20 protein-coding genes are annotated in these 23833 nt (G+C 45.4%); 9 read left to right on the top strand and 11 right to left on the bottom strand.

The features are described from left to right. The first annotated feature begins 67 nt into the window (after positions 1-67). Positions 68-1306, top strand: coding sequence for a leucine-rich repeat-containing serine/threonine-protein kinase (locus tag L0991_04395; protein XGB63310.1), 1239 nt, complete (start codon positions 68-70; stop codon positions 1304-1306). A gap of 130 nt (positions 1307-1436) precedes the next feature. Here L0991_04395 and L0991_04390 read toward each other — a convergent pair whose 3' ends face one another. From L0991_04390 to thrS, 6 genes are all read right to left on the bottom strand, one after another. Continuing rightward, complete coding sequence (locus L0991_04390; protein ID XGB63309.1) at positions 1437-1886, bottom strand: hypothetical protein; 450 nt, start codon at positions 1884-1886, stop codon at positions 1437-1439. Between the two features lie 50 nt (positions 1887-1936). Next, complete coding sequence (yqfB, locus tag L0991_04385) at positions 1937-2251, bottom strand: N(4)-acetylcytidine aminohydrolase (GenBank protein XGB63308.1); 315 nt, start codon at positions 2249-2251, stop codon at positions 1937-1939. A gap of 244 nt (positions 2252-2495) precedes the next feature. Next, on the bottom strand, positions 2496-2849 hold the full coding sequence (gene rplT / locus L0991_04380) for a 50S ribosomal protein L20 (GenBank protein ID XGB63307.1): 354 nt from the start codon (positions 2847-2849) through the stop codon (positions 2496-2498). A 42-nt stretch (positions 2850-2891) separates the two neighbouring features. Beyond that, positions 2892-3086 (bottom strand): 50S ribosomal protein L35, encoded by a 195-nt coding sequence (gene rpmI, locus L0991_04375; protein XGB63306.1) that lies wholly within the window; start codon positions 3084-3086, stop codon positions 2892-2894. Between the two features lie 104 nt (positions 3087-3190). Further along, on the bottom strand, positions 3191-3742 hold the full coding sequence (infC, locus tag L0991_04370; GenBank protein ID XGB63848.1) for a translation initiation factor IF-3: 552 nt from the start codon (positions 3740-3742) through the stop codon (positions 3191-3193). A gap of 2 nt (positions 3743-3744) precedes the next feature. Further along, complete coding sequence (gene thrS, locus L0991_04365) at positions 3745-5673, bottom strand: threonine--tRNA ligase (GenBank protein ID XGB63305.1); 1929 nt, start codon at positions 5671-5673, stop codon at positions 3745-3747. 420 nt (positions 5674-6093) lie between these two features. On the opposite strand from thrS, the gene L0991_04360 reads away from it, so the two are divergent. Continuing rightward, positions 6094-7026 (top strand): DUF3187 family protein, encoded by a 933-nt coding sequence (locus L0991_04360; protein XGB63847.1) that lies wholly within the window; start codon positions 6094-6096, stop codon positions 7024-7026. Between the two features lie 109 nt (positions 7027-7135). On the opposite strand, the gene L0991_04355 is transcribed toward L0991_04360, so the two are convergent. Next, the gene (locus L0991_04355) at positions 7136-7879 is read right to left on the bottom strand and encodes a sporulation protein (protein XGB63304.1); all 744 of its coding nucleotides are present in this window, start codon (positions 7877-7879) and stop codon (positions 7136-7138) included. A gap of 181 nt (positions 7880-8060) precedes the next feature. Between L0991_04355 and hutC the strand changes: the two genes are divergently transcribed. From hutC to L0991_04325, 6 genes are all read left to right on the top strand, one after another. Beyond that, entirely contained in the window at positions 8061-8774 is a 714-nt protein-coding gene (gene hutC, locus L0991_04350; protein XGB63303.1) for a histidine utilization repressor, read from the top strand. Positions 8775-8887: 113 nt separating this feature from the next. After that, the gene (gene hutI, locus L0991_04345; GenBank protein XGB63302.1) at positions 8888-10132 is read left to right on the top strand and encodes an imidazolonepropionase; all 1245 of its coding nucleotides are present in this window, start codon (positions 8888-8890) and stop codon (positions 10130-10132) included. Beyond that, positions 10119-11144: a formimidoylglutamase gene (gene hutG / locus L0991_04340; protein ID XGB63301.1), complete on the top strand. Its 1026-nt coding sequence runs from the start codon at positions 10119-10121 to the stop codon at positions 11142-11144. Before hutI ends, hutG begins: the two co-directional genes overlap by 14 nt. Before the next feature lie 60 nt (positions 11145-11204). After that, positions 11205-12899, top strand: coding sequence for a urocanate hydratase (locus L0991_04335; protein XGB63300.1), 1695 nt, complete (start codon positions 11205-11207; stop codon positions 12897-12899). Positions 12900-12913: 14 nt separating this feature from the next. Continuing rightward, positions 12914-14446: a histidine ammonia-lyase gene (gene hutH / locus L0991_04330; protein ID XGB63299.1), complete on the top strand. Its 1533-nt coding sequence runs from the start codon at positions 12914-12916 to the stop codon at positions 14444-14446. Positions 14447-14654: 208 nt separating this feature from the next. Then, positions 14655-15380, top strand: a complete 726-nt coding sequence (locus L0991_04325) for a DUF3581 domain-containing protein (protein XGB63298.1) — start codon at positions 14655-14657, stop codon at positions 15378-15380. Positions 15381-15474: 94 nt separating this feature from the next. Here L0991_04325 and L0991_04320 read toward each other — a convergent pair whose 3' ends face one another. The 4 genes from L0991_04320 to L0991_04305 all read right to left on the bottom strand — a co-directional run bounded on the left by L0991_04320 (position 15475) and on the right by L0991_04305 (position 22879). Then, positions 15475-17130, bottom strand: a complete 1656-nt coding sequence (locus L0991_04320) for a serine protease (GenBank protein ID XGB63297.1) — start codon at positions 17128-17130, stop codon at positions 15475-15477. 391 nt (positions 17131-17521) lie between these two features. Further along, entirely contained in the window at positions 17522-19162 is a 1641-nt protein-coding gene (locus tag L0991_04315) for a trypsin-like serine protease (GenBank protein ID XGB63296.1), read from the bottom strand. Between the two features lie 152 nt (positions 19163-19314). Then, positions 19315-19776 carry an isoprenylcysteine carboxylmethyltransferase family protein gene (locus L0991_04310; GenBank protein ID XGB63295.1) on the bottom strand — a complete coding sequence of 154 codons (462 nt, stop codon included), beginning with the start codon at positions 19774-19776 and terminating at the stop codon, positions 19315-19317. Positions 19777-19843: 67 nt separating this feature from the next. After that, positions 19844-22879, bottom strand: a complete 3036-nt coding sequence (locus L0991_04305) for an FAD-binding oxidoreductase (GenBank protein ID XGB63294.1) — start codon at positions 22877-22879, stop codon at positions 19844-19846. Between the two features lie 222 nt (positions 22880-23101). Here L0991_04305 and L0991_04300 point away from each other — a divergent pair, with 222 nt between their 5' ends. Next, positions 23102-23785, top strand: a complete 684-nt coding sequence (locus L0991_04300; GenBank protein XGB63293.1) for a DUF3334 family protein — start codon at positions 23102-23104, stop codon at positions 23783-23785. Positions 23786-23833: the final 48 nt, after the last annotated feature.

The raw sequence follows: 23833 nt of genomic DNA, 5'->3' as shown, positions 1-23833 counted from the left end.
ATACTCGCCTTTCTCGATTGAGACAAGTACACTACGCGCCTCGAACATCTAATCATAAGGCTAAGGTTTGCATACTCTAGAACAATTAAAATCAGGGCAACTTAAAGGTATTAAGCGCTTAAAGCTATCAGAAGGTCTCACTGAATTTCCATTAGAAATCTTGGATCTCGCCGATTCACTAGAGATTCTCGATCTTTCGGGAAACCAGCTATCAGACTTACCTAAAGAGTTATCACAGCTTACTCACCTGCGTATTATCTTTGCGTCTAATAACCTATTCACGCACCTTCCTGACGTTCTTGGGTCACTTCCTAAGCTTGAAATGATCGGTTTCAAGACTAACCAAATCAAAACCGTAAGCGAAACGTCTCTGCCACCTCAATTGCGCTGGTTGATTCTGACCGACAACGTCATCGAAGTTCTACCGAACTCACTGGGTGAAAGACCACGACTGCAAAAGCTAGCACTCGCAGGCAACCAGCTTCGCACTTTACCTGAGAGTATGGAAAAGCTATCCAACCTCGAACTGGTCCGCTTGTCTGCAAACCAACTGACTGAATTCCCAGAGTTCCTTATCAAGCTACCAAAACTGGCTTGGCTAGCGTTTGCGGGTAACCCGTTTTGCAAACACCCTAGCAGCTTAGATAGCGTTCCTGCGGTTAGCTCTCAAAGCTACTCGCTGAATCAAGTACTTGGCCAAGGCGCATCTGGCGTGATCTCTCACGCAAGCTGGCTAAACAGCGACTTTGATTTCCCACAGGAAGTGGCGGTTAAAGTGTTTAAAGGCGAAGTCACCAGTGACGGCTACCCACACGATGAACTGGAAGCGTGCCTTCAAGCTGGTCACCACAACAATTTGGTAAAGTCTATCGCCCAAGTAGAGGAACAAGATTACCTAGCTTTGGTGATGGAACTCATTCCAAGCAGCTACTACAACCTAGGGCTACCACCAACACTCGAGACTTGCACGCGTGATACTTTCCCAGAAGGTTTCCAGCTTTCGATCTCGCAAATAGACAACATCGTGACTCAGATGATCGATGTATTTAATCACCTGCATGACAACAAGGTTTGTCACGGTGATTTGTACGCGCACAACACCCTAGTCAATGAGAAAGGCCAAATGATCTTTGGTGATTTCGGAGCGGCGACCATCTACGGTTACCTAACTGAAGAGCAGCAACAAGGCATTCGACGCATCGAGGCTCGCGCTCTCAAGTACTTTATTGATGACCTACTAACGGTTTGTGCCAAGCAAGATGTTGAAAGTGAACTGCACTCACACCTAACAAACTTTGAAGCGTAAACGCAGCAGATAAAGCGAGTTGATAGAGTGCTACCGCTCGGTTAGCTTCGCACAAACAACAAAGCCAACAGTGATGTTGGCTTTTTGCTTTTTTCAGGCTCGCTCGCTTAATCAAGCTCGGCGAAAAGAGTTAACGCTCAGCTTGCACCAACTTCAGATACGAATGAAGCTCGCCGTTCTTATATTCCACCGCAGAGTGGATATTTAAGTCAGCCCTAGCCACGGCCGCAAATTCATATTGGTTATCGCCTTTAATAATCTCAGCGTGCAGTAAGCCGTCTTTTAACTGCCACCGCCCTACCGTCTTGAAGCGGTCAAACAAACGGTACTCGGTTAGAGTTCCATCCGCTTTAAAATGTACTTCAGTAATGTAGCCAGCCGGACAGCTTTTTACCCAAACACGACTTTCAATATCACGGATAACAAAATTGCGCTTAGTTTCGCGCCAAGCCAAAAAACCTTCGCTGTCATACAGAGATATATCGAGATCGGCACGAGGAATTAACGGCTGATCCATTTGCTCGCGACAATAAAGCTGAAGTAAGATTTGCTGTTTAGTGTCACTCGATAACTCAGTCATTAATCCTTCCTATCTATCCAAGAAAAGCACTACAGGTTCGTTGCTAGCGATTAAACCAGCTCGTAAGAAACGACGTAAAGCTGAGAGATACCTGGGTAGATATCTTGAATCACATCTTTCAACACTTGCAGCGTCATGTTCTCTTGTTGTGCATGAAACTCACCCAGCTCATCAAACAAAATCGGTTCTACGCTGATGATCTTGAGATTACAGAATACGCGCCCTTCTTCTAACGTTGATACTTCAACAACGCTACCCGGTTGGTAATCACGCTCTGATTCATCGCGAATGGTGATGGTCTTTTTGCCAGAAAGGATGTCAGCTTCAAAACGTTCGAAGAACGTCATAGTGGTTGGTGCGGTCATTTGTTCAGTCGCTTAACATTTAAAGGTTAGGTAGATGTTTATATACCAGAATGCCTGTTCAAGCGAATAAAAATTAGATGCGAGATGCGAGATGCGAGATGCGAGATGCGAGATGCGAGATGCGAGATGCGAGATGCGAGATGCGAGATGCGAGATGCGAGAGAATATGGCAAAGATAAATTACAGGCAATAAAAAAGGAGAACCGAAGTTCTCCTTTTCTTAAACCTTAAAGCTAACTCTAAATTATAGAGATGCTTTCGCTTTTTCAACTAGAACAGCGAATGCTGCTTTGTCGAATACTGCGATGTCAGCAAGAATCTTACGATCGATCTCGATAGATGCTTTCTTAAGACCGTTGATGAAACGGCTGTAAGATAGACCATTTTGACGAGATGCCGCGTTGATACGTGCAATCCAAAGTTGACGGAATTGACGTTTCTTGTTACGACGGTCACGGTAAGCGTATTGACCAGCTTTGGTAACTGCTTGGAAAGCTACGCGGTAAACACGTGAACGTGCACCGTAGTAACCTTTAGCTTGTTTTAGAACTTTCTTATGACGTGCACGAGCTTGTACACCACGTTTTACGCGAGGCATTATGCTTCTCCTAAACTAAACGAATTTATAAACTAAAAAGAATTAAGCGTATGGCATCATACGTAGAACTTGAGCAACTTCACACTTAGGAAGGATCGAGTTCGGACGTAGCTGACGCTTGTTCTTAGTAGTACGCTTAGTCAGGATGTGACGTTTACCAGCGTGCTTAAACTTAATACCACCAGCAGTTTTCTGGAAACGCTTAGCAGCACCTTTGTTGGTTTTCATCTTAGGCATGATGAATAACTCCGCATTGTTGAGTTGTTAATAACATAGTAATTAGGGCGAATAAAACCCCGCAACCAGAGGCTGCAGGGTTCAATTACTTGCAAAGCCGTTAATTACTTCTTTTTAGGGGCCAATACCATGATCATCTGGCGACCTTCAATTCTCGTTGGGAAAGATTCGACTACTGCAAATTCTTCAGTATCCGCTTTCAAACGATTAAGAACGTCAACACCGATGTCTTGGTGAGCCATTTCGCGGCCACGGAAGCGAATTGTTACCTTCACTTTGTTGCCGTCTTCAAGGAAACCAGTCAGGTTGCGTAGTTTTACCTGATAGTCTCCAATATCAGTTCCAGGGCGGAATTTAACTTCCTTAATCTGAACCTGCTTTTGCTTTTTCTTCTGCTCTTTCGCAGCTTTGCTCTTCTCGAAGAGGAACTTACCGTAGTCCATCACACGACAAACTGGCGGCTCGGCGTTAGGGCTGATCTCTACTAGATCCATACCAGCTTCATTTGCAGCTTCCATCGCTTCTGCGATTGATACTACACCAACAGCTTCGCCGTCTGCGCCAGTTAGACGCACTTCACGAACGCCACGAATGTCACCGTTTAAACGGTGCTGGTTTTGTTTGGCCGGTTGTTGGCCACGTCTTCCGCCTTTAATAGCTATTCCTCCAGATTGAGCTTACGGCTTGAAACCTCAGCTTGGATGTATGAAATAAAGTCATCCACTTTAAACTTGCCAAGGTCTTTACCTTTACGTGTACGTACTGCAATTTCGCCGGCTTCCATTTCTTGGTCACCACACACAAGCATGAACGGTACACGTTTCAAAGTATGTTCGCGAATTTTAAAGCCAATCTTCTCATTTCTCAAGTCTGCTTTGACTCTAAATCCACTTTTTTGCAGTTTTTTCGTAATTTCTTGTACATATTCAGACTGTTTGTCTGTAATGCCCATTACAACTGCTTGTTCTGGCGCCAACCACGTTGGGAAGAAGCCAGCGTATTCTTCAATAAGAATACCGATGAAACGCTCAAGTGAACCTAAAATCGCGCGGTGGATCATAACTGGCGTGTGACGCTCGTTATCTTCACCTACGTAAGTTGCACCTAAACGCTCTGGTAATGCAAAATCGAGCTGCACTGTACCACATTGCCATGCACGGTCCAAACAATCATGCAAAGTAAATTCAATCTTAGGTCCGTAGAACGCACCTTCGCCTTCTTGAATCTCGTATGCAATCTCCATTGACTCTAGTGCTAGCTTAAGGTCAGCCTCAGCACGGTCCCACATTTCGTCAGAACCTACACGTTGCTCTGGACGAGTAGACAGCTTAACAACGATATTTTCGAAACCGAAAGTTGTGTAAGTGTCGTAAACCATTTCAATACAAGCTTTAACTTCTTGTTGAACTTGGTCTTCAGTACAGAATACGTGAGCGTCATCTTGAGTAAAGCCACGAACACGCATGATGCCGTGAAGTGCGCCAGACGGCTCGTTACGGTGACATGAGCCGAACTCAGCCATACGTAGCGGTAGATCACGGTATGATTTAAGACCTTGGTTGAAGATCTGTACGTGACCCGGGCAGTTCATTGGCTTGATAGCGTATTCACGGTTCTCTGAAGACGTTGTGAACATCGCTTCTGCGTATTTGTCCCAGTGACCAGAACGTTCCCAAAGTACACGGTCCATCATTAGTGGGCCTTTTACTTCTTGGTAATCGTACTCAGTCAGTTTTTGACGTACGAACACTTCTAGTTCACGGAAAATAGTCCAACCGTTGTGGTGCCAGAACACCATGCCTGGTGCTTCTTGCTGCATGTGGAATAGGTCCAATGCTTTACCAATCTTACGGTGGTCACGCTTAGCCGCTTCTTCTAGACGAACTAGGTGAGCTTTAAGCGCTTTTTTATCATGGAATGCAGTACCGTAGATACGTTGAAGCATCTTGTTGTCACTGTTACCACGCCAGTAAGCACCCGCTACGTTTAGTAGTGTGAAGTGCTGACAGAAACCCATATGCGGTACGTGTGGACCACGACACATATCGATGTATTCTTCATGGTGGTATAGGCCTGGACGGTCGTCTTTAGAAACGTTCTCGTCTAGGATTTCCATTTTGTATGTTTCGCCGCGAGCTTCGAAAGCATCACGCGCTTCCTGCCAGCTAACTTTCTTCTTAACAACCTGGTACTTGGTCTTCGCTAGCTCTTTCATGCGCTTTTCGATCTTTTCTAGATCTTCTTGCGTTAGAGAGTGCTCAAGGTCGATATCGTAGTAGAAACCGTTATCGATGGTAGGACCGATCGCCATTTTCGCTTCTGGGAAAAGCTGCTTAACCGCGTGGCCTAATAGGTGAGCACAAGAGTGACGAACGATCTCAAGGCCATCAACTTCATCTTTAGCTGTGATGATTTCTAGGCTTGCATCGTTTTCGATAAGATCACAAGCATCAACACGCTCGCCGTCTACACGACCAGCAATGGTTGCTTTCGCAAGACCAGGACCGATTGATAGGGCAACATCTAGAGTTGATACAGGGTTGTCAAATTGACGCTGACTACCGTCAGGAAGAGTAATAATTGGCATTATTTGTCCTTTACAGTGGTGTTGCACACCAAGCAACACATGAAAATGTTTAATATATGTCTTTCAATCAACTAGTACGCTGATTGGGGATATATGCATAATAAATATACCCACGGAGAAGCAAATACAGATGCCTCGCTCGTGGGTATCAGAGCATTGTAACGAAATAATATGAAATAACAATGACGGAGGGGAGCTCCCGACACTTCTGTCCCCTTTATCACCCGGCTTACGTAGTCTCGAATCGCTTCTTTTAAGCCTCCACAATGTGAAGCGCCTTTTCACAACGAGCCAAATCAACTTGGCTATTTCGGTTTAGTCATTTCGAACTAAGCTATATAGGTGTGCCGAAATAAGGATGAGGTATGTATGGGAAAACGAGGGACTTTTCTATCGCTTACATCACCCCTGCCCTTCATAATGCTCACAGCGGCCTGCGTACCGAGCGCTTGGGCCAATAAGGATTACGGGCCCTTAATCAGTTATACCCAAGCGCCACTGCAATCCGTTCGACTCACTCCGATGCTTCGCTCCGGTTTCCCACTCGAAGAGGACAAGCTCGAGCTGTTTACCTCTTTAACAGCCGCCAGTATCTGGGCCAACTCCCGCGACTATCATTTAGATTATTATCAAAACCAACTTCAAACAGGGCTACGATGGCAATTAACCTCTGACTGGCAAGTAGAACTGAATTACCGCTGGCTTTTCGCCGCCAACAACCACCTCGACAAAATCACCATCAACTTCCATGAACTGTTCAGCATCGACCAAGCCGGACGAGATCGAAAAGCCAGACATCAATTCGACATCTATGCTCCAGAGCACGATATCAGCATCCGAGACTTTTCTGGCGACACACTGACCAGCGCTTTCACTCTCTACACCCAATATCAAATAATAGAGAAAGAGAACCATGGACTATCTGTTGGTGTCTCGCTTTACCACAACAACGTCAGTCACGGAGCGTTTAAAGGAAGCAGCACAGAACAAAGCGCTCAACTCAACTATGCATACCAACTCGATATCAATACCTTCTATTCGAGCTTGGGATTTGCGAACCAGTCTAATCGAGATTCAGATAACGGCTTTACACATAAAAAGGTTACATGGTCTTGGTTGGGAGGCTATCAGCTAACACTCATTGAAAACCACGAATTGCATATAGAGTATCGTTGGTACGAAGGCGCTGATTACGGTGACACCGAACTTTCGCAAGCAGCCAATGAAATGATGTTTGGCTATCGCTATGTGATGCCACGCTCGGCAGTCGAGGTCTCCATCATCGAGAATGTGTTTAACATGGACAACTCCACCGATGTCGCCTTTCAATTGGCTTACCGGCATCAGTGGTGAACCTAATTCAATTGAAGGTGATGGAATCAAAAAAGCCGAACAGTTAAGTTCGGCTTTGAAATCGTATTACCTCTATTAATAGACAGAGCGACGACTAACAGAGAGACAGCTACGCACTCATGATTCTTGAAACTGCGTTGCAGATATCCGAGTCGGCCGCGTTAGCAGGCAGAGTAAATGAGATGTATTGGTCACCACGGAAGCTTAGTGAGCGGTCAATTTCGGCTAAGCAGTGCACCATAGAACCATCTACGATGAATGACAGCTCGATTTCTTTGTTATTCATGAAGCCGCCGCTGCGAAATTCAATCTCTTGGTAACAACCCGAACGTGAAGCGAAGGTGTTCCCTTTCAAGTAGCCCTTCTCTACGTCGGCTTTCACCATTGCCATACCCGAAGCTTCAACACCTTGAATGATTTTCGCGACTGTTGGCAATGGGTGAACAGAGATGAAATCACGGTCTTTAGGATCAATCGCGAAGCCGATATCTAGGTTGGTTTCTACCCAAACATGGCACTGATTCATTTTTGCGTTCAACGCAGTCACTGGCGTTTCATCATTAAGCTTAAGACGGAATGGCACCAACTTAGTCTCGCCGGGTTGAATCACAAACGGCTCTACAGCTTGAATACGGCCAAGTGAAAAGGTTTCGTAGCTGGTGCTATCTTCTGTTTCCACTTTCACTTCTGTGTTGAGCACCAAGTTAATCATGTCGATTTGTTGCTCAACATCACCACCAATGATGTGAACGTTGCCAGACAACTCGCCACCTTGGAAAACGTCAATATTATCTAAGACGGTATCGACCTTAGCTGCACCTATGCCTAGCGAGGCCTTTAATTTCTTAAACATATTCTTTCCCTTTCTAATCATCTGATTTACGAATAGTTGTTGCGTGACAATTTGCGACACTTGCCCCACAGAATCAAGACATTTGCGCTATCTATGTTGAACAAGCTCACATCCTCTGAGGAAATGTTGAAATCGTGAAAAAATCCGTTACTCTATTTGTATAGTCAAATAAGGTTTCATTATGTCGAAAGCGCCGCTCTACCTGCAAATAAAACAGTTCATAGACGATAAGATCAGCAATGGTCATTGGCCGGTTGGCTATCAAATCACCACCGAACTCGAACTCACAGAGCAGTTCAACGTGAGTAGAATGACGGTGAATAAAGCCATTCGAGATCTTGTGTCTGAAGGCAAGCTCATTCGAAAACCAAGGCTAGGCACATTTGTTTGTGAGCCAGAAGAAAAAGCACAATCTCCCCTACTTGATATCAACAACATCGCGCAAGAGATCAAAGACCGTGGCCAAACGTACACAAGCCAAGTGATCAAGCACGATAGCATCAAGGCTGATGAAAGCACCGCTACACGGTTAGGTGTGATGATCAATGCGGAAGTCTTCTATAGTGAAATCATCCATTTCGCCGATAACACACCGATACAACTAGAAGCTCGCTGGGTAAACTCGCAAGCAGCTCCCCAATACTTAGAGCAAGACTTTTCAACCTCAACACCGAATGAATACCTTTCCAAAAGTTGCCCGTTGAGTGCGATTGAACACACGGTCGAAGCCATCATTCCAGACTCCAACATCCGTCAGGCATTAAAACTAATGGAATCAGAACCTTGCTTACTTCTCAATAGAAGAACATGGAGCAAGGAGCGCCTTATCAGCTTTGCATTACTCTACCACCCAGGCTCTAAGTACAAATTAAGCTCTAAGATAGTTTTAGATTAAAGAATATCATCCTGATCGCCGATCACATTTTTGCAACATCAACTTGATTCGGGTCAGTATTTAGCCTATTTATTTGTATATACATTTATTGTTTAGCAAAGATCTAGGTGATTATGAATTTGATCCTCAAAAATGCGCGAGTGGTTTCGATGAGCTCGGGAGTCGACGGTTACCAACCTTCTTCCCCGCAAGATATCGTTATCGAAAACGGTAAGATCGTATGCCTGTCACACTCAAGCGATGAGTCACTTCATTGTGATACCGCGAGTACTAGCCGCTCTGTTGATCACATCATCTACGACTGTAAAAACAAGCTCGTTACCCCAGGGTTGATTGATTGCCACACACATCTAGTGTTTGCAGGTAATCGTGCCAATGAATTTGAACAACGCTTAAATGGTGTCTCCTACACCGACATCGCAAAGCAAGGCGGTGGTATTTTAGCGACGGTAACGGCGACACGAGCCGCACAAGAAGCCGAACTGGTTGAGATGGCGCTGCCTAGATTAGACGGTCTGCTAAGAAGTGGTGTCACCAGCGTTGAAGTAAAGTCTGGCTATGGCTTAACGCTTGATGACGAACTTAAGATGTTACGCGCTGCTAAAGCCTTAGAAAACCACCGTCGTATTAAGGTCACCACCACACTACTCGCAGCACACGCTGTACCACCAGAATATAAAGAACAACCCGATCGTTACATTGATCTGGTATGCCAAGAGATAATCCCCAAGGCTGCACAGCAAGGTTTAGCCGATGCAGTCGACGTATTCTGTGAGTCGATCGGCTTCAACCTAGAACAAACCGATCGTGTATTTGCGGCTGCTAAAGAACATGGGCTAGCGATCAAAGGCCACACAGAGCAGCTTTCTAACATGGGCGGCAGTGCGCTTGCCGCGAAATACGGTGCTCTGTCTGTCGATCATGTTGAGTACCTAGATGAAACCGGAGTAAAAGCACTGGCGAAATCAGGAACAGTCGCCACCTTATTGCCGGGCGCTTTCTACTTCTTGAAAGAGACTCAACAGCCACCAATTTCCCTACTTCGTGAGCACAACATCCCAATGGCAATCGCGACCGACTTAAACCCCGGCACTTCTCCTTTTGCTGACTTAACACTAATGATGAACATGAGCTGCACCCTGTTTGGCACAACCCCAGAAGAAGCATTACGCGGGGTAACTTGCCATGCTGCCGCTGCCATTGGCGAGTCGCAAAACAGAGGCAAAATTGAAGTGGGTTACGCTGCTGATTTGGCTATTTGGAATATCGATCATCCTGCCGACTTAAGCTATCAAGTTGGCGTACCTCATCTGCATAAACGCATTGTTAATGGCGAGGTATGTCATGACTCAATCTAAATCCAACAGCATTAACACAGTATCCACTACTCACAACTTTGTATGGACGGGACGCAATGATCTTGAAGATGGTGAGCTCGGTACTCGTGTTCATCACATTACCACGCAAGTACAAAGTACTGATTTAAATAACGGACTTAATGGCAACACTGTTGCCTTGGTTGGTTTTGCTAGCGATGCCGGAGTGGCAAGAAATAAGGGGCGTGTTGGCGCAAAACAAGCACCTAATTTGATTCGCCAAGGGTTAGCTAATATGGCTTGGCACAATGATGCACGCATTGCTGATCTTGGCGATATTGAATGTAACGACGATCAATTAGAACTCAGCCAAAAGCAGTGCGCTACTGTGATTGCCAATGCGCTATCAACCAACAAAGTGATTACCCTTGGAGGTGGTCACGAAGTCGCTTGGGCTTCTTTCCAAGGCCTCGCTGAGCATCTTCACAGAACTCAACCAGAGCACAAAGCTAAGATAGGTATCGTTAACTTTGATGCTCACTTTGATCTTCGTGAATTTGAAAGCGACATCGCTGACGTCAAGCCAAGCTCAGGCACACCATTTAATCAGATTAGCGAATACTGCAATGCATATCAGTGGCCATTTCAATACGCGTGTCTCGGTGTGAGTGCCGCCAGCAATACCAAAGCGCTGTTCAACAAAGCCGACCAACTTGGTGTGTGGTACGAACATGATCGCGATATCACCCAAGTAAACCAAATTGCTCAACTGGTTAAGTTACAAAAATTCATCGCTGATTGTGATTACCTCTATCTCACAATTGATCTCGATGTATTTCCTGCGGCGACCGCGCCGGGTGTCAGTGCCCCAGCGGCAAGAGGCGTTAGCTATGAAGCGCTCGCGCCTTTCCTAGAACAGATTTTTAAACACAGTGAGAAACTCATTATCGCGGATATTGCGGAATACAACCCAGGCTACGACGTGGATGGCCAAACGGCTCGATTAGCGGCTCGTTTGTGTTGGGATATTGCCAGCGCAATGGCCAGTGAATAAGCCAGCTATATAGATAAATACAACTACAACGATATAACGTGAAACAGAAGGAATTTCAAAATGACGGAACACCACAACAGTGACCCTCGTCTCGACACGAATCGCGAAATTCGCGCACCTCATGGCACCACTTTGCGCGCAAAATCTTGGTTAACAGAAGCACCACTTCGTATGCTGATGAACAACCTAGATCCTGATGTGGCAGAGCACCCGCATGCACTGGTTGTGTATGGTGGTATTGGCCGTGCAGCACGCGATTGGAAATGTTACGACAAGATTGTTGAAGTATTAGAGCGTTTAGAAGACGACCAAACACTGCTTGTTCAATCGGGTAAACCTGTAGGCGTGTTCCCGACTCATAAAAACGCACCTCGCGTATTAATCGCTAACTCGAACCTTGTTCCACACTGGGCAAACTGGGAACACTTCAATGAGCTCGATAAAGAAGGCTTGATGATGTACGGCCAAATGACCGCAGGTAGCTGGATCTACATCGGTTCACAAGGCATTGTTCAAGGTACTTACGAAACCTTTGTCGCTATCGCGAAGAAACACTTCCAAGGCGAAGCGAAAGGCAAATGGGTACTCACTGGTGGCCTTGGCGGCATGGGTGGTGCTCAACCTCTTGCAGCGACCATGGCTGGCTTCTCAATGATTGCGGTTGAATGCGATGAATCACGAATCGATTACCGCCTACGTACTGGCTATGTCGACAAGAAAGCCACCAGCTTAGATGAAGCGATGGCTATCATTAAAGAGTCTGACACTCCTATTTCTGTTGGCCTGCTAGGTAACGCTGCGGATGTGTTCCCTGAGTTAGTAGAGCGCAACATCACGCCAGATGTCGTGACAGACCAAACCTCTGCCCACGATCCTCTGAATGGCTACTTGCCTCAAGGTTGGACGATGGAGAAAGCAGCACAAGAGCGCACCATTGATGAAGCGAAAGTCGTTAAAGCAGCTAAGCAGTCAATGGCGATTCAAGTTCAAGCGATGCTAGACCTGCAATATCGAGGCGCTGCAACCGTGGACTACGGCAACAACATTCGACAAATGGCACTGGAAGAAGGCGTAGAAAACGCGTTTGATTTCCCAGGTTTCGTTCCGGCTTATATCCGTCCACTGTTCTGCGAAGGCATCGGTCCATTCCGTTGGGCTGCACTGTCTGGTGACCCAGAAGACATCTACAAAACAGACCAAAAAGTAAAAGAGCTGATTCCAGATAACCCACACCTGCACAACTGGCTAGATATGGCTCGTGAACGCATTCAGTTCCAAGGTCTACCGGCACGTATCTGTTGGGTTGGCCTGAAAGATCGCGAACGCTTAGGTCAAGCCTTCAATGAAATGGTGAAAAATGGCGAGCTGAAAGCGCCAGTCGTTATTGGTCGTGACCACCTAGATTCAGGTTCGGTTGCAAGCCCGAACCGTGAAACAGAAGGCATGATGGATGGTTCAGATGCGGTATCAGATTGGCCTCTATTGAATGCACTGCTAAACACTGCAGGCGGCGCAACTTGGGTTTCTTTACACCATGGTGGCGGCGTTGGCATGGGCTTCTCGCAACACTCAGGTATGGTGATTTGTTGTGACGGCAGTGAAGATGCATCACAGCGTATTGCTCGCGTACTTCACAATGATCCAGCAACAGGCGTTATGCGTCATGCGGATGCGGGTTACGACATTGCTAAGCAGTGTGCGAAAGAACAGAAACTTGATTTACCTATGCTGAACGAAGAACTTCGTCGCCTTTAATGTCTGGAGAGAACATGTTGAATTTATTACTTAAACCAGGGCATCTAGGTCTATCTGAACTGCGTAAAATCAGCCGCAGCCCGGTGAATTTGTCGCTAGACCCTGCAGCTATTCCAGATATTGAAGCAAGCATGCAGGTTGTAGAGCAAGTGATCGCTGAAGACCGCACTGTCTATGGCATCAACACGGGCTTTGGCTTACTGGCGAACACCAAGATCGCCCCAGAAGATCTCGAAGTTCTACAGAAAAGTATCGTACTTTCTCACGCAGCAGGCATCGGTAAGTTCATGTCTGACGAAACCGTGCGCTTGATGATGGTACTCAAGATTAACAGCTTGTCTCGTGGCTACTCAGGTATCCGACTCAAAGTGATCAATGCCCTTATCGATCTAGTGAACGCGCAGGTCTACCCTTGTGTGCCACAAAAAGGCTCGGTAGGTGCATCAGGAGACCTTGCTCCCCTCGCCCACATGAGTACCGTTCTACTTGGTGAAGGCCAAGCTCGTCACAACGGTAAGATCATTACTGGTTTAGAAGCGATGAAGATCGCGGGACTAGAGCCAATCACACTCGCTCCTAAAGAAGGTTTAGCACTACTCAACGGTACGCAAGCATCCACCGCATTCGCTTTAGAAGGACTATTCGCAGCAGAGGACTTATTCGCGTCTGCGACGGTATGTGGTGCTATGTCTGTTGAAGCTGCGCTAGGTAGCCGCCGCCCATTTGATCCTCGTATTCACCGCGTTCGTGGTCACCGTGGGCAAATGGACGCTGCGCTAGCTTACCGACATCTGCTCGACCAGAAGAGTGAAATTGGTGAATCGCACACGTGTTGTGAAAAAGTTCAAGACCCTTACTCACTGCGTTGTCAGCCTCAAGTGATGGGCGCGTGTCTGCAGCAGATCCGTAACTCAGCAGAAATACTGATGGTTGAAGCGAACTCCGTATCGGACAATCCACTGGTCTTTGCGGACGATGGTGACATCATTTCGGGTGGTAACTTCCACGCAGAACCCGTTGCTATGGCTGCAGATAACCTAGCCTTAGCTATCGCTGAAATCGGTAGTTTGTCAGAACGTCGGATGGCACTGCTGATTGATAGCGCGTTAAGTAAACTTCCACCGTTCTTAGTCGACAATGGCGGCGTTAACTCTGGCTTTATGATTGCCCAGGTTACCTCAGCAGCACTAGCTAGTGAGAACAAAACACTGGCTCATCCAGCTTCTGTAGACAGCTTGCCAACGTCCGCCAACCAAGAAGATCATGTGTCTATGGCAACCTTTGCAGGTCGTCGTCTTCGTGACATGGCAGAGAACACTCGTGGAATCTTGGCGGTTGAGTATTTAGCAGCAGCGCAAGGATTGGATTTTAGAGCTCCAAATCTATCTTCACCTCGAGTAGAAGAAGCGAAACAGATCCTGCGTGAAAAAGTCAGCTTCTACGACAAAGACCGCTACTTCGCACCAGATATCGAACAAGCTAACTTATTGCTCAAATTGTCTGTGCACAACCACTTAATGCCTGAAGGTATTTTGTGTAGCTTCTAAGTCGTCAAATAGCACGTCATATAAACAAGGGCTATCGATTAGCCCTTGTTGCATTGAGCCAGTCACCATATCCCCCGTAAAATCCTCACATACCATCCAACGTATTTATCTAATTGACTGATATATAAGCAAAGTTAACTGGATAGACCATTAGATCGAAGTTAGTTAGCTATAATCCATCCCAGATTTGATGACTAATAGCGATACTATGTTTCTGAAACCTTACTTTTCTACTGAAGACAATCAATTTCAATTCACTCGTGAACAAGCAAGCCACTTTGCTAAAAAAGTAGCCGGCGATTTCAACCCAATTCACGATGAAGACAACAAGCGCTTCTGTGTTCCTGGCGATCTTTTATTTGCGGTTCTTCTGCAAAAAGAAGGTATCAGCCAAAAAATGCGTTTTGATTTTTCAGGTATGGTTGGTAACGGTATTGCGTTAAGCGTTGATAACAAGTGTGAAAAAGAGAGCTCACTTATCGATGCAAATGGTAAAGAGTACCTACACATGTCTTGTGAAGGTGAAAAGAGCCACGATCAAGCATTCATCGAGCACGTAGTAACAAACTACGTTAAGTTCTCTGGTATGAACTTCCCTCACATCATGGTTCCTCTAATGGAAGAGCAACAAATGATGATCAACTGCCAGCGTCCTCTTGTGATTTACGAAAGCATGGAAGTTGAGTTTTCTCGCCTAGACCTTTCTCACCCAGAAGTTGAATTCTCTGGTGCGACTTTTGACGTTGAAGGCAAGCGCGGCATCGTGACTCTGAACTTCGATTTCAAAGAAGATGGCGAAGTAGTCGGTAAAGGCGTGAAGCGCATGGTAGCAAGTGGCCTTAAGCCATACGACCAAGCTTCTGTAGACGACCTAGTAAACCGCTTCAACGAGCGCAAAGAGATGTTTCTAGCTCAGTTCGCAGCAGCCGCTTAAGTAAGCTAATACCGAATCAAAAAGCCCAGCTTGATATCCTCAAGCTGGGCTTTTTTCATTCTACACAATAGATATTAATTTAAATCACAGGTATTTACTGAGTCCCTTCCCTCTTTGATGACGAAAGCGACTTACGTATCATAGTGCCACCTAACAGCATTGCCAGCCAATACCAACCCATTGAACCGCCTGTCTTTTTGATAGTTGGATCTTCCACCAAACTTAACTCTTTAATCTCATTACTATAAGCAAAGTTCTTAATGGTCACTCTGTCATGCCCTGCAGAACCCACCTCATCTTTGCTGTACGCAATCATGAAGCTATTGTCTTTAGCTCTAGCCATTGGCAGTTCAACAGTCCCTGATAATTGCCCCGCAAACGCGCCGACCTCAAAGCCGTTAATGTAGATCTCCATATAGTCATGCTTTTCTTCAGAAAATACGGTGAGATCCAAAGACACGGTACCAGAGGGGATACCGTCCACAATGAATGCAGTGGACTGGCTATTTCCAATATCCGGTGAAGCTATCGTATTCCCTTCTACATCCCAAGCTTCTGTGCTGTAGACAGCATTCTTAGGTATCGTGACGAGTGCATTCACCGTATCAGAAACCTTATTTGCGCCAATAGCATATGCCTTTGATATCACTACACCCGCTAGTGAGTCGGTTGACACCTTGATACCAAAATCATGGTTACCCACTGAGTCTATGTTGTAGCTTACAACCACATCACACCCTTCATTCGGTGATAAGGTCGCACAACTATTGCTCTTTATAATCGCACTACCATTGTAGGTTATAGGATCGTTTGTACCGGCAGCCAAAGATACGTTGGTTACGTTAATCTCTTGATCAGATTTGTTCGTAAATTCAAACTTGTGTTCAATCGGCCCCAAAGGTCGAGCGCCTAGCATCGCTTTAGTTCGGTAACTAAAGCCTGCCGTCTTCTTACCAATCCACTCGGCAAAGTGACTAATGTTGGTATAAACACCGTATGCCTGTGGCTGAGCGCAACCTTCTCCCCAACTCACAAGACCTAGCTGTTCGAAGTGACCATTGGTGGACAACATGATTGGGCCACCGCTATCCCCGCTGCATGAATCGCGGCCGCCTTCTTTGTAACCGGCACAAAAAGCATCAGCGCCAATATCTGCATATCCATCTCCTTGACCAAGGTTGCAATCGCTCTGACTAACTAACGGAACATTCACTTGATGCAACTGACTCGTGGATGAGTATTGCTCTTGCGATGAATTCTGGTCACCCCAACCTATGACGGTTAACATCTGACCTGCATTCAAGTTATCACGGACATAACCATCGACAAGACTGACGGTAGGTTCCGCAGGTTTGTCGCTAAGCTCAATAATGGCGATGTCATTACTCGTAGGCTCTTGAGTATAACTTTCATGAGCATAAATTTGCTCAACAGAGTAGCGGTGCTGATCTACGTCGGGCGAAGAAAGATCAGAGACACCAATGACAACCTCAAAATCTTGGTTGCTGCTTGCTTCGATACAGTGCGCTGCTGTGAGTACATATCGCTCACCAATGAAACTTGCACCGCAGAACTGCCCTTCGTAGGCGTCCATATTTTTTGAAACAAGCGCGACCATGAATGGCCAACTACCTTTTGTCGCTTCGTTACCATTGATAATTTGAGGGGAGATATCTGCCAATACCGGCATTGAAGATAGCCCAACCGCATAAATACTTAATGGCAGCCATTTTGTCTGGATAACTTTCATTACCTAACCTTTCATTTGTTTTAATAATGACGGGCAGGTTATTTGATAAAAAATAAATATAAACGGTAAGCACATCAAAATATGGCTTACCTTGAAAACGTAACGGATATTAGTGGTTGGCTAACTCATCACCGCCACAAAATTAATCAGACCCAACGCCTAACCTTTTGTTTGTAATCAACATATTCGGCACCGAATAATTGCTCTAGTGCTCGCTCTTCTGGTTTGATTTGGAACTGATTGATACCACGTTAGAAACGGAAATTGGTGGTAGCGATAACCGTGAATTCAGATCAATAAAGCCCAGCTGATTTCATCATGCTGGGCTTTTCGCGTTTAACTACAGTTGATAAGTTGGCTATCAGTCTTAAGTTAACGTCAGTAGTATAGTTTACTGATCACCTTTCATCTTCAGTGGTGAAAATGACTTACGTACAATCGCACCGCCTAAAAGGGCGATTAGCCAATGCCAAGCCAGTGAACCACCGCTGCCACCACCTGAGCTTTTTGCATTCTGCGTGCCCTCGGACTTAGATATCTTTATCTCATCGGTATACGCAAAGTTAGTGATCGTAACTCTGTCGTCCCCACCAGAAAAGGCCCCATCTTTCACATATTCAATCATAAAACTATTATTAGTATCTCGAACTAACGGGAGGTTTACTGAGCCAGAAAGCTTGCCCGATACTCTGTCGATTTTTTTACCATTAATGTAGATCTCAACAAAATCATACTGCTCTTCCGTCGATACAGTAAGATCAAACGAAACCGTGCCACTAGGGATGCCCTCAACAACGAAGGTTGTTGATTCACCATTACCAATGGGTGGTGAAACTATAATTCGTCCTTCTACATCCCAAATTTCAGTATTATAAGCGCCACTGTGAGGTACCCCCCCTAAAGCAGCCATGGCACTCGTTGTAATGCGTGCCCCTATTACAGAAGCCCTTGAAGTAACAGTACCTACTAATGCGTCAGTTTGAACATCAATGCCAAATTCATGCTCACCAACAGAGTCTATATTGTAATTAACAATAACTTCGCAAACTTGCCATTGAGACATAGCTAAACCCTGGCATCCGTCATGAGCGATGACTACATTCGTAGCAGAAGTAGGAGAAACTTGAGTAACTACAACTGTTTGATCAGATTGGTTATGAAATTTAAATACGTGAGAGTTTTCTCCCAATGATCTTACGCCTAGCATTTCGGTTGGACGGTAACTAAAACCCATGGTTTGCTCATCAATCCAATCGTCAAAATGACTGATATTGGTATAGACACCGTAAGCGTTAGCCTGTGCACAACCTTCTCCCCAACTTACAATACCCAGTTGTTCATACACGCCATTGGTTGATACAACTATTGGGCCGCCACTGTCTCCCTGACAAGAGTCGTAACCACCGCCACTGTAACCAGCACAGAATGCGTCATTGCCAATAAAGGAGTAACCATAGTAGGGAACACTATTACATTGGTACTGGTTAACCAAAGGAACATTGACTTGATACAATTCACTCTTCGATGAGTACCCATCGGATGCGTCCTGATCACCCCACCCCATAACCGTTAGCATTTGGCCGTCATTCAAGTTGCCACGAGTATAACCATCAACGAGATTAACCACAGACTCTGACGGTTTTTCTACTAGCTCAATAATAGCTATGTCATTGCCTGTCGCTACAGAGTTGTAATATTGATGCACGTAAATATTTTCAACAGCATACCTATGCTGTGCAGCTTGTGATGAAGAAAGATTGGATACACCAATCACGACGTCTAGATCTTCACGACTATTACCTTCCACACAGTGAGCGGCAGTTAATACATATCGCTCACCAATGAAGCTCGCACCACAAAACTGACCGTCATAAGCGTTCACGTTCCTTGAGACCAACGCAGCCATAAATGGCCAATTTCCGTCTGTCGCTTCTTTACCGTTTATAATTCGAGCTGAAACATCTGCCAACACCGACGTTGAAGACAGACTCACTGCATAGATACCTAGCGACAACCATTTAGCCTGAACCATTTTTATTACCCAGCCTTTTATACATTTTAATAATGACGCGCAGGCTATTTTATAAAAACACAATATGAAACATTGGTTATATTGTTTTGTGATAAAGCTCAACTAAATGATAACAATTCTTATCTAATTGTTTAATTGTTTTTGAATCCACATCAGACCCAACGCCTAACCTTTTGTTTGTAATCAACATATTCCGCACCGAATAATTGCTCTAGTGCTCGCTCTTCTGGTTTGATTTGGAACTGATTCATGTAGATAACAAAAGCAAAACTCAGCAAGACGCTGAAGATATTCTGGAAGAAATAACCAAAGCAGAACAGTAAAATGAAAAGGCCCAAATACATTGGGTTTCGCGTGTATCCAAAAACCCCGCTATCAACGACGGTAGAGGCGGTTTCGACTTTAATTGGGTTAACGGTAGTTTTCTGTTTTCGGAACTCCCAAACACTAGCCAATCCAATAACTCCGCTCAAAACTATTCCAACGCCAAGAACAATCAGTTTAAACGGCATCCCTATCGCACCTGTACTCAACTGTTGCGCACTGAAATAAGAGGCGACTAAAACCAATATAAACAGAGCAACTGGTGGGACTTTCAACTCAAGAAATTTCATAGCTTTCCTTATTAACAATTCCATTGTTAGTTTAGAAAAAAGCCCAGCAATTGCTGGGCTAAATAGTTTAAAGAATTTGTGCGAGTGCCTGTAATGGGTGGGCGAGCTTCTCACCTTCAAAACGCTTCACTTGGCTACGGCAAGAATACCCTGTCGCTAAACAACGCTCTTTTGGTAAGTCTTGAATCCTTGGCTTCCAACTTAAACCGTAGATGTCTTTCGACATTTGTAACTTATCGACCTCATGTCCAAACGTCCCCGCCATACCACAACAGCCAACAGGTACACTAGTAAGTGCTGCTCCAAAGTGTTGGAAGATAGCACCCCACTCTTTTTCAGCATTTGGCATCTTGGTTTTCTCTGTACAGTGAGAGAATAAATACCACATTTCTTCACTTGCAGAGCGCGCTTCATAGTCACCGAGCGATGGTAATAACCATTCATGAACAGTGAGTACATCAAAGTCACCACGCTTATCTGCTAAGATCTCGACATATTCGTCGCGATAGCAAAGTACCAAAGCTGGATCCACACCCACTAGCGGAATACCAATATCTGCGACCATCGACAAGAAATCAGAAGTGGATTTCGCCTCGCGGGCAAAACGACTTAAGAAGCCCTTGATGTGCAACGCCTTACCATTTGGTTTAAACGGCAGTAGCACAGGTGTTTTGCCAAGCTTTTGAGCCAGAGTGACAAAATCTTCAACCACCTCTGCATCATAGAAGCTAGTGAACGGATCCTGGACGATCAAAACATGTTGCTTCTTCTCTTCCGAAGAGAGCCCTTCTAGATATTGAATATCGAAGAGTTGCAGCTCTTTGCTTGCCAGACGATTTTTCAGCGTAGGCACCGACATCAGCGGCGCATCAACATAACCGACCGTTTTCGCAGTTGCAGATTGAACCCACTTTTGATCCAATGCCGCATTGATAACTTTCGGCGCTTTCGCCATGAGTGGCAGCATGGTTTCAATGTTAGCCACCAAGTAGTCTTTGGCAGGGCGTTGGTAGCGTGAGTAATAGATGTTTAAGAATCGTGAGCGGAAGCTTGGTACATCAACTTTGATCGGACACTGACTCGCACACGCTTTACATGCAAGACACCCATTCATCGCCTCATGTACTTCGTGCGAGAAATCGTACTCGTGGCGTTTGTTCATGGTATTACGAACGCGCTCAACCATAGTTTTGACCGGAGTATCGTCTTTTAGTGCTTCTTGCTCTAAATCGAGAATATCCACGCCTTGCTCAGTTAGCTGACGCAACCACTCTCTGACTAAACCGGCACGACCTTTTGGTGAATGTCGACGGTCAGCAGTCACTTTCATTGACGGACACATTGGCGAGCTGGTGTCGTAGTTAAAGCACAAGCCGTTACCGTTACACTCCATTGCTTGCTTGAAGCTGTCGCGCACTTGAACGTCGATCTGGCGATCATAAAAGCCACGCTTGGTGTCGGTCACTTTCACCAACTCAGCGTCACTTTCTAAAGGTGTACAGATCTTGCCTGGGTTCATCTTATTATGTGGGTCGAATGCCGCTTTAACACGTCGAAGCTCGGTAAACAGTTCTTCACCGAAGAAGTCAGGACCGTACTCAGAGCGGAAGCCTTTACCGTGCTCACCCCACATTAAGCCGCCATATTTCGCCACCAGCTTAACCACTTCATCAGAGACTTCGTGCATCAAGGCTTCTTGCATAGGGTCACATAGGTCAAGAGCTGGACGTACGTGTAGAACACCCGCATCAACGTGACCAAACATGCCGTAATTCAGCTCTTTCGAATCAAGTAGCACTCGAAATTCAGCGATGAAGTCAGCCAAGTTTTCAGGTGGTACACAAGTATCTTCAGCAAAAGCGACTGGCTTAGCACGACCTTTCGCCGCACCTAATAGGCCTACCGCTTTTTTACGCATGTTGTAGATTCGGCCAATGCTCGCCAAATCACTGCATACTTGGAAACCAATCACGCCCGCTTCTTCGCTCTCAACCATGGTTTCAAGTTTGGCTGTCAGCGCTTGAACTTGCTGTTCAACTTCCGCTTCATCTTGACCCGCAAACTCAACCATGTTGATGCCAAGCATCTCTTTGTTAGGAACGTCCGTCAGCAGGTCACTCACAGTGTGCCAAACAATATCTTGCTTCGCTAAGTTCAATACTCTTGAGTCCACCGTCTCTACAGAGAGAGCCTTCGCTTCAACCATGAACGGTGCGTTACGCAGGGCAGAGTCAAACGTGTTGTATTTCACGTTAACCAGAGTTCGCGCTTTCGGGATTGGAGTTAAGTTTAGCTTTGCTTCAGTAATGAAAGCTAAAGAACCTTCTGCGCCACATAGCACGCGAGTAAGGTCAAAGCTGTCATCGTCATCATTGATAGCATTCTTGAGGTCGTAGCCCGTCAAGAAGCGGTTTAATGGTGGGAATTTATCGAGGATTTGAGCGCGTTTTTCACGACACACCGCTTCGGTAACCGCAAGCGCATGATGAGCAAACTCACCCTCTTGTGGTAAGCCATGTGATAAATCAGACTCTAGACACGAACCATCGGCAAATACCGCTTGCAAAGACAACACATGGTCAGATGTTTTACCGTACTTCAATGACCCTTGGCCTGATGCATCAGTGTTAATCATGCCACCAAGTGTCGCTCGGTTACTGGTTGAAAGGTCTGGAGAGAAAAAGTAACCATAAGGGCGAACCGCGTCGTTCAATTGATCCTTAACGATACCCGACTGAACTCGTACCCAACCTTCCTTCTCATTAATCTCAAGAACCTGATTCATGTAGCGTGATAAATCAACCACAACCCCTTTAGTTAAGGATTGTCCATTGGTTCCGGTACCGCCACCACGAGGAGAAAAAGTTACGCGTTCATAAGCAGATTTAGAACCCACTTTACCGATAAGCACAACGTCGTGTGTTGTTTTGGGAAGAATGACAGCCTGGGGCAGTTGCTGATAGACACTGTTATCAGTCGCGACCGCCAAACGGCTAGAATATTGAGATTCAATGTCGCCAGTAAAGCCCGCTGTTTTTAGTTCATCTAAAAAGCGTACAACAACTGGATCGACATCAGCATTGAGTTGAAGTCTTGGTAACATTTGCTTCCTGCCCCTACTTCGCTGATCCTATCAGCATTGGGTTATCTGAGATTTTTAATAATTTTCTTTGAATTTCGTCACTTTACTACTATTAAGATCATATAAAAAGGTGATCAAATCAGAATCTCAGTGCAAGAATGGAGAAATAGTCACTTTCGTCTTAATTCAGTAACAATATATTGAATAACATTTTGTTTAAGACATCTCCACGAGCACATCACAATGAAAAAAAATAAAACAGTCACTACTGAAGACATTCTTCTTAAGCTTTGCCAATCAGTCTCAAGCGTACTTACTTCAGCGACGGCTTCTCAGGTGTCCTATTCAGCTATGGTGCAGAAGATCAACAAGACAAGCCTAAAGCCAGACTTTGGTTGTTTTGTTCTTTTTGACGGCGGCTTTTCTGGTCTTGTTGTCATCAATTTTACGTCGAAAGCCGCATTAGAGATCTACACCAATTACATGCGTAACATGGGCATGCCTGAAAATGAACTAGCAGTGCTGCATACATCTGATGAGGTCGGTGATGTTCTAGGTGAGCTAATGAACCAGCTAGTTGGTGATTTCACTAATAAGATCCGCAAAGAGCTGCAAACCAACATCACACAAAACCAACCAAAAATGCTGGCACTGAACAAACAAGTAAACCTGTCTGTTGATACCAACCTTGATCGCCCACAGGCTCGTCGTGTGACCTTCTCAACTGAAAACAACAACATCTTCTACCTTGAGCTAGCTATGGACAAAACTGAGTTCATCCAACTAGAAGAATTTGAGATTGCAGAAGACGAGTGCCCAGATAGCATTCTTGAAGCAACTCAGAAAAAGATGCAGGAAGGCAATAAGCCAACACAAAGTTCAGGCAACGATTCAGCAGCCGATCTGCTTGATGAACTGGGTATCTAGTTTGCGAATGCTCTAGTCATTCTAAAAAACCGTGTCACGAACGCCATC

Source organism: Vibrio chagasii, assembly GCA_041879415.1.
In the GTDB taxonomy this organism is placed as follows: domain Bacteria; phylum Pseudomonadota; class Gammaproteobacteria; order Enterobacterales; family Vibrionaceae; genus Vibrio.
Note: the sequence above shows the minus strand (reverse complement) of the source record. Positions and strands in the feature narration are given on the sequence as shown.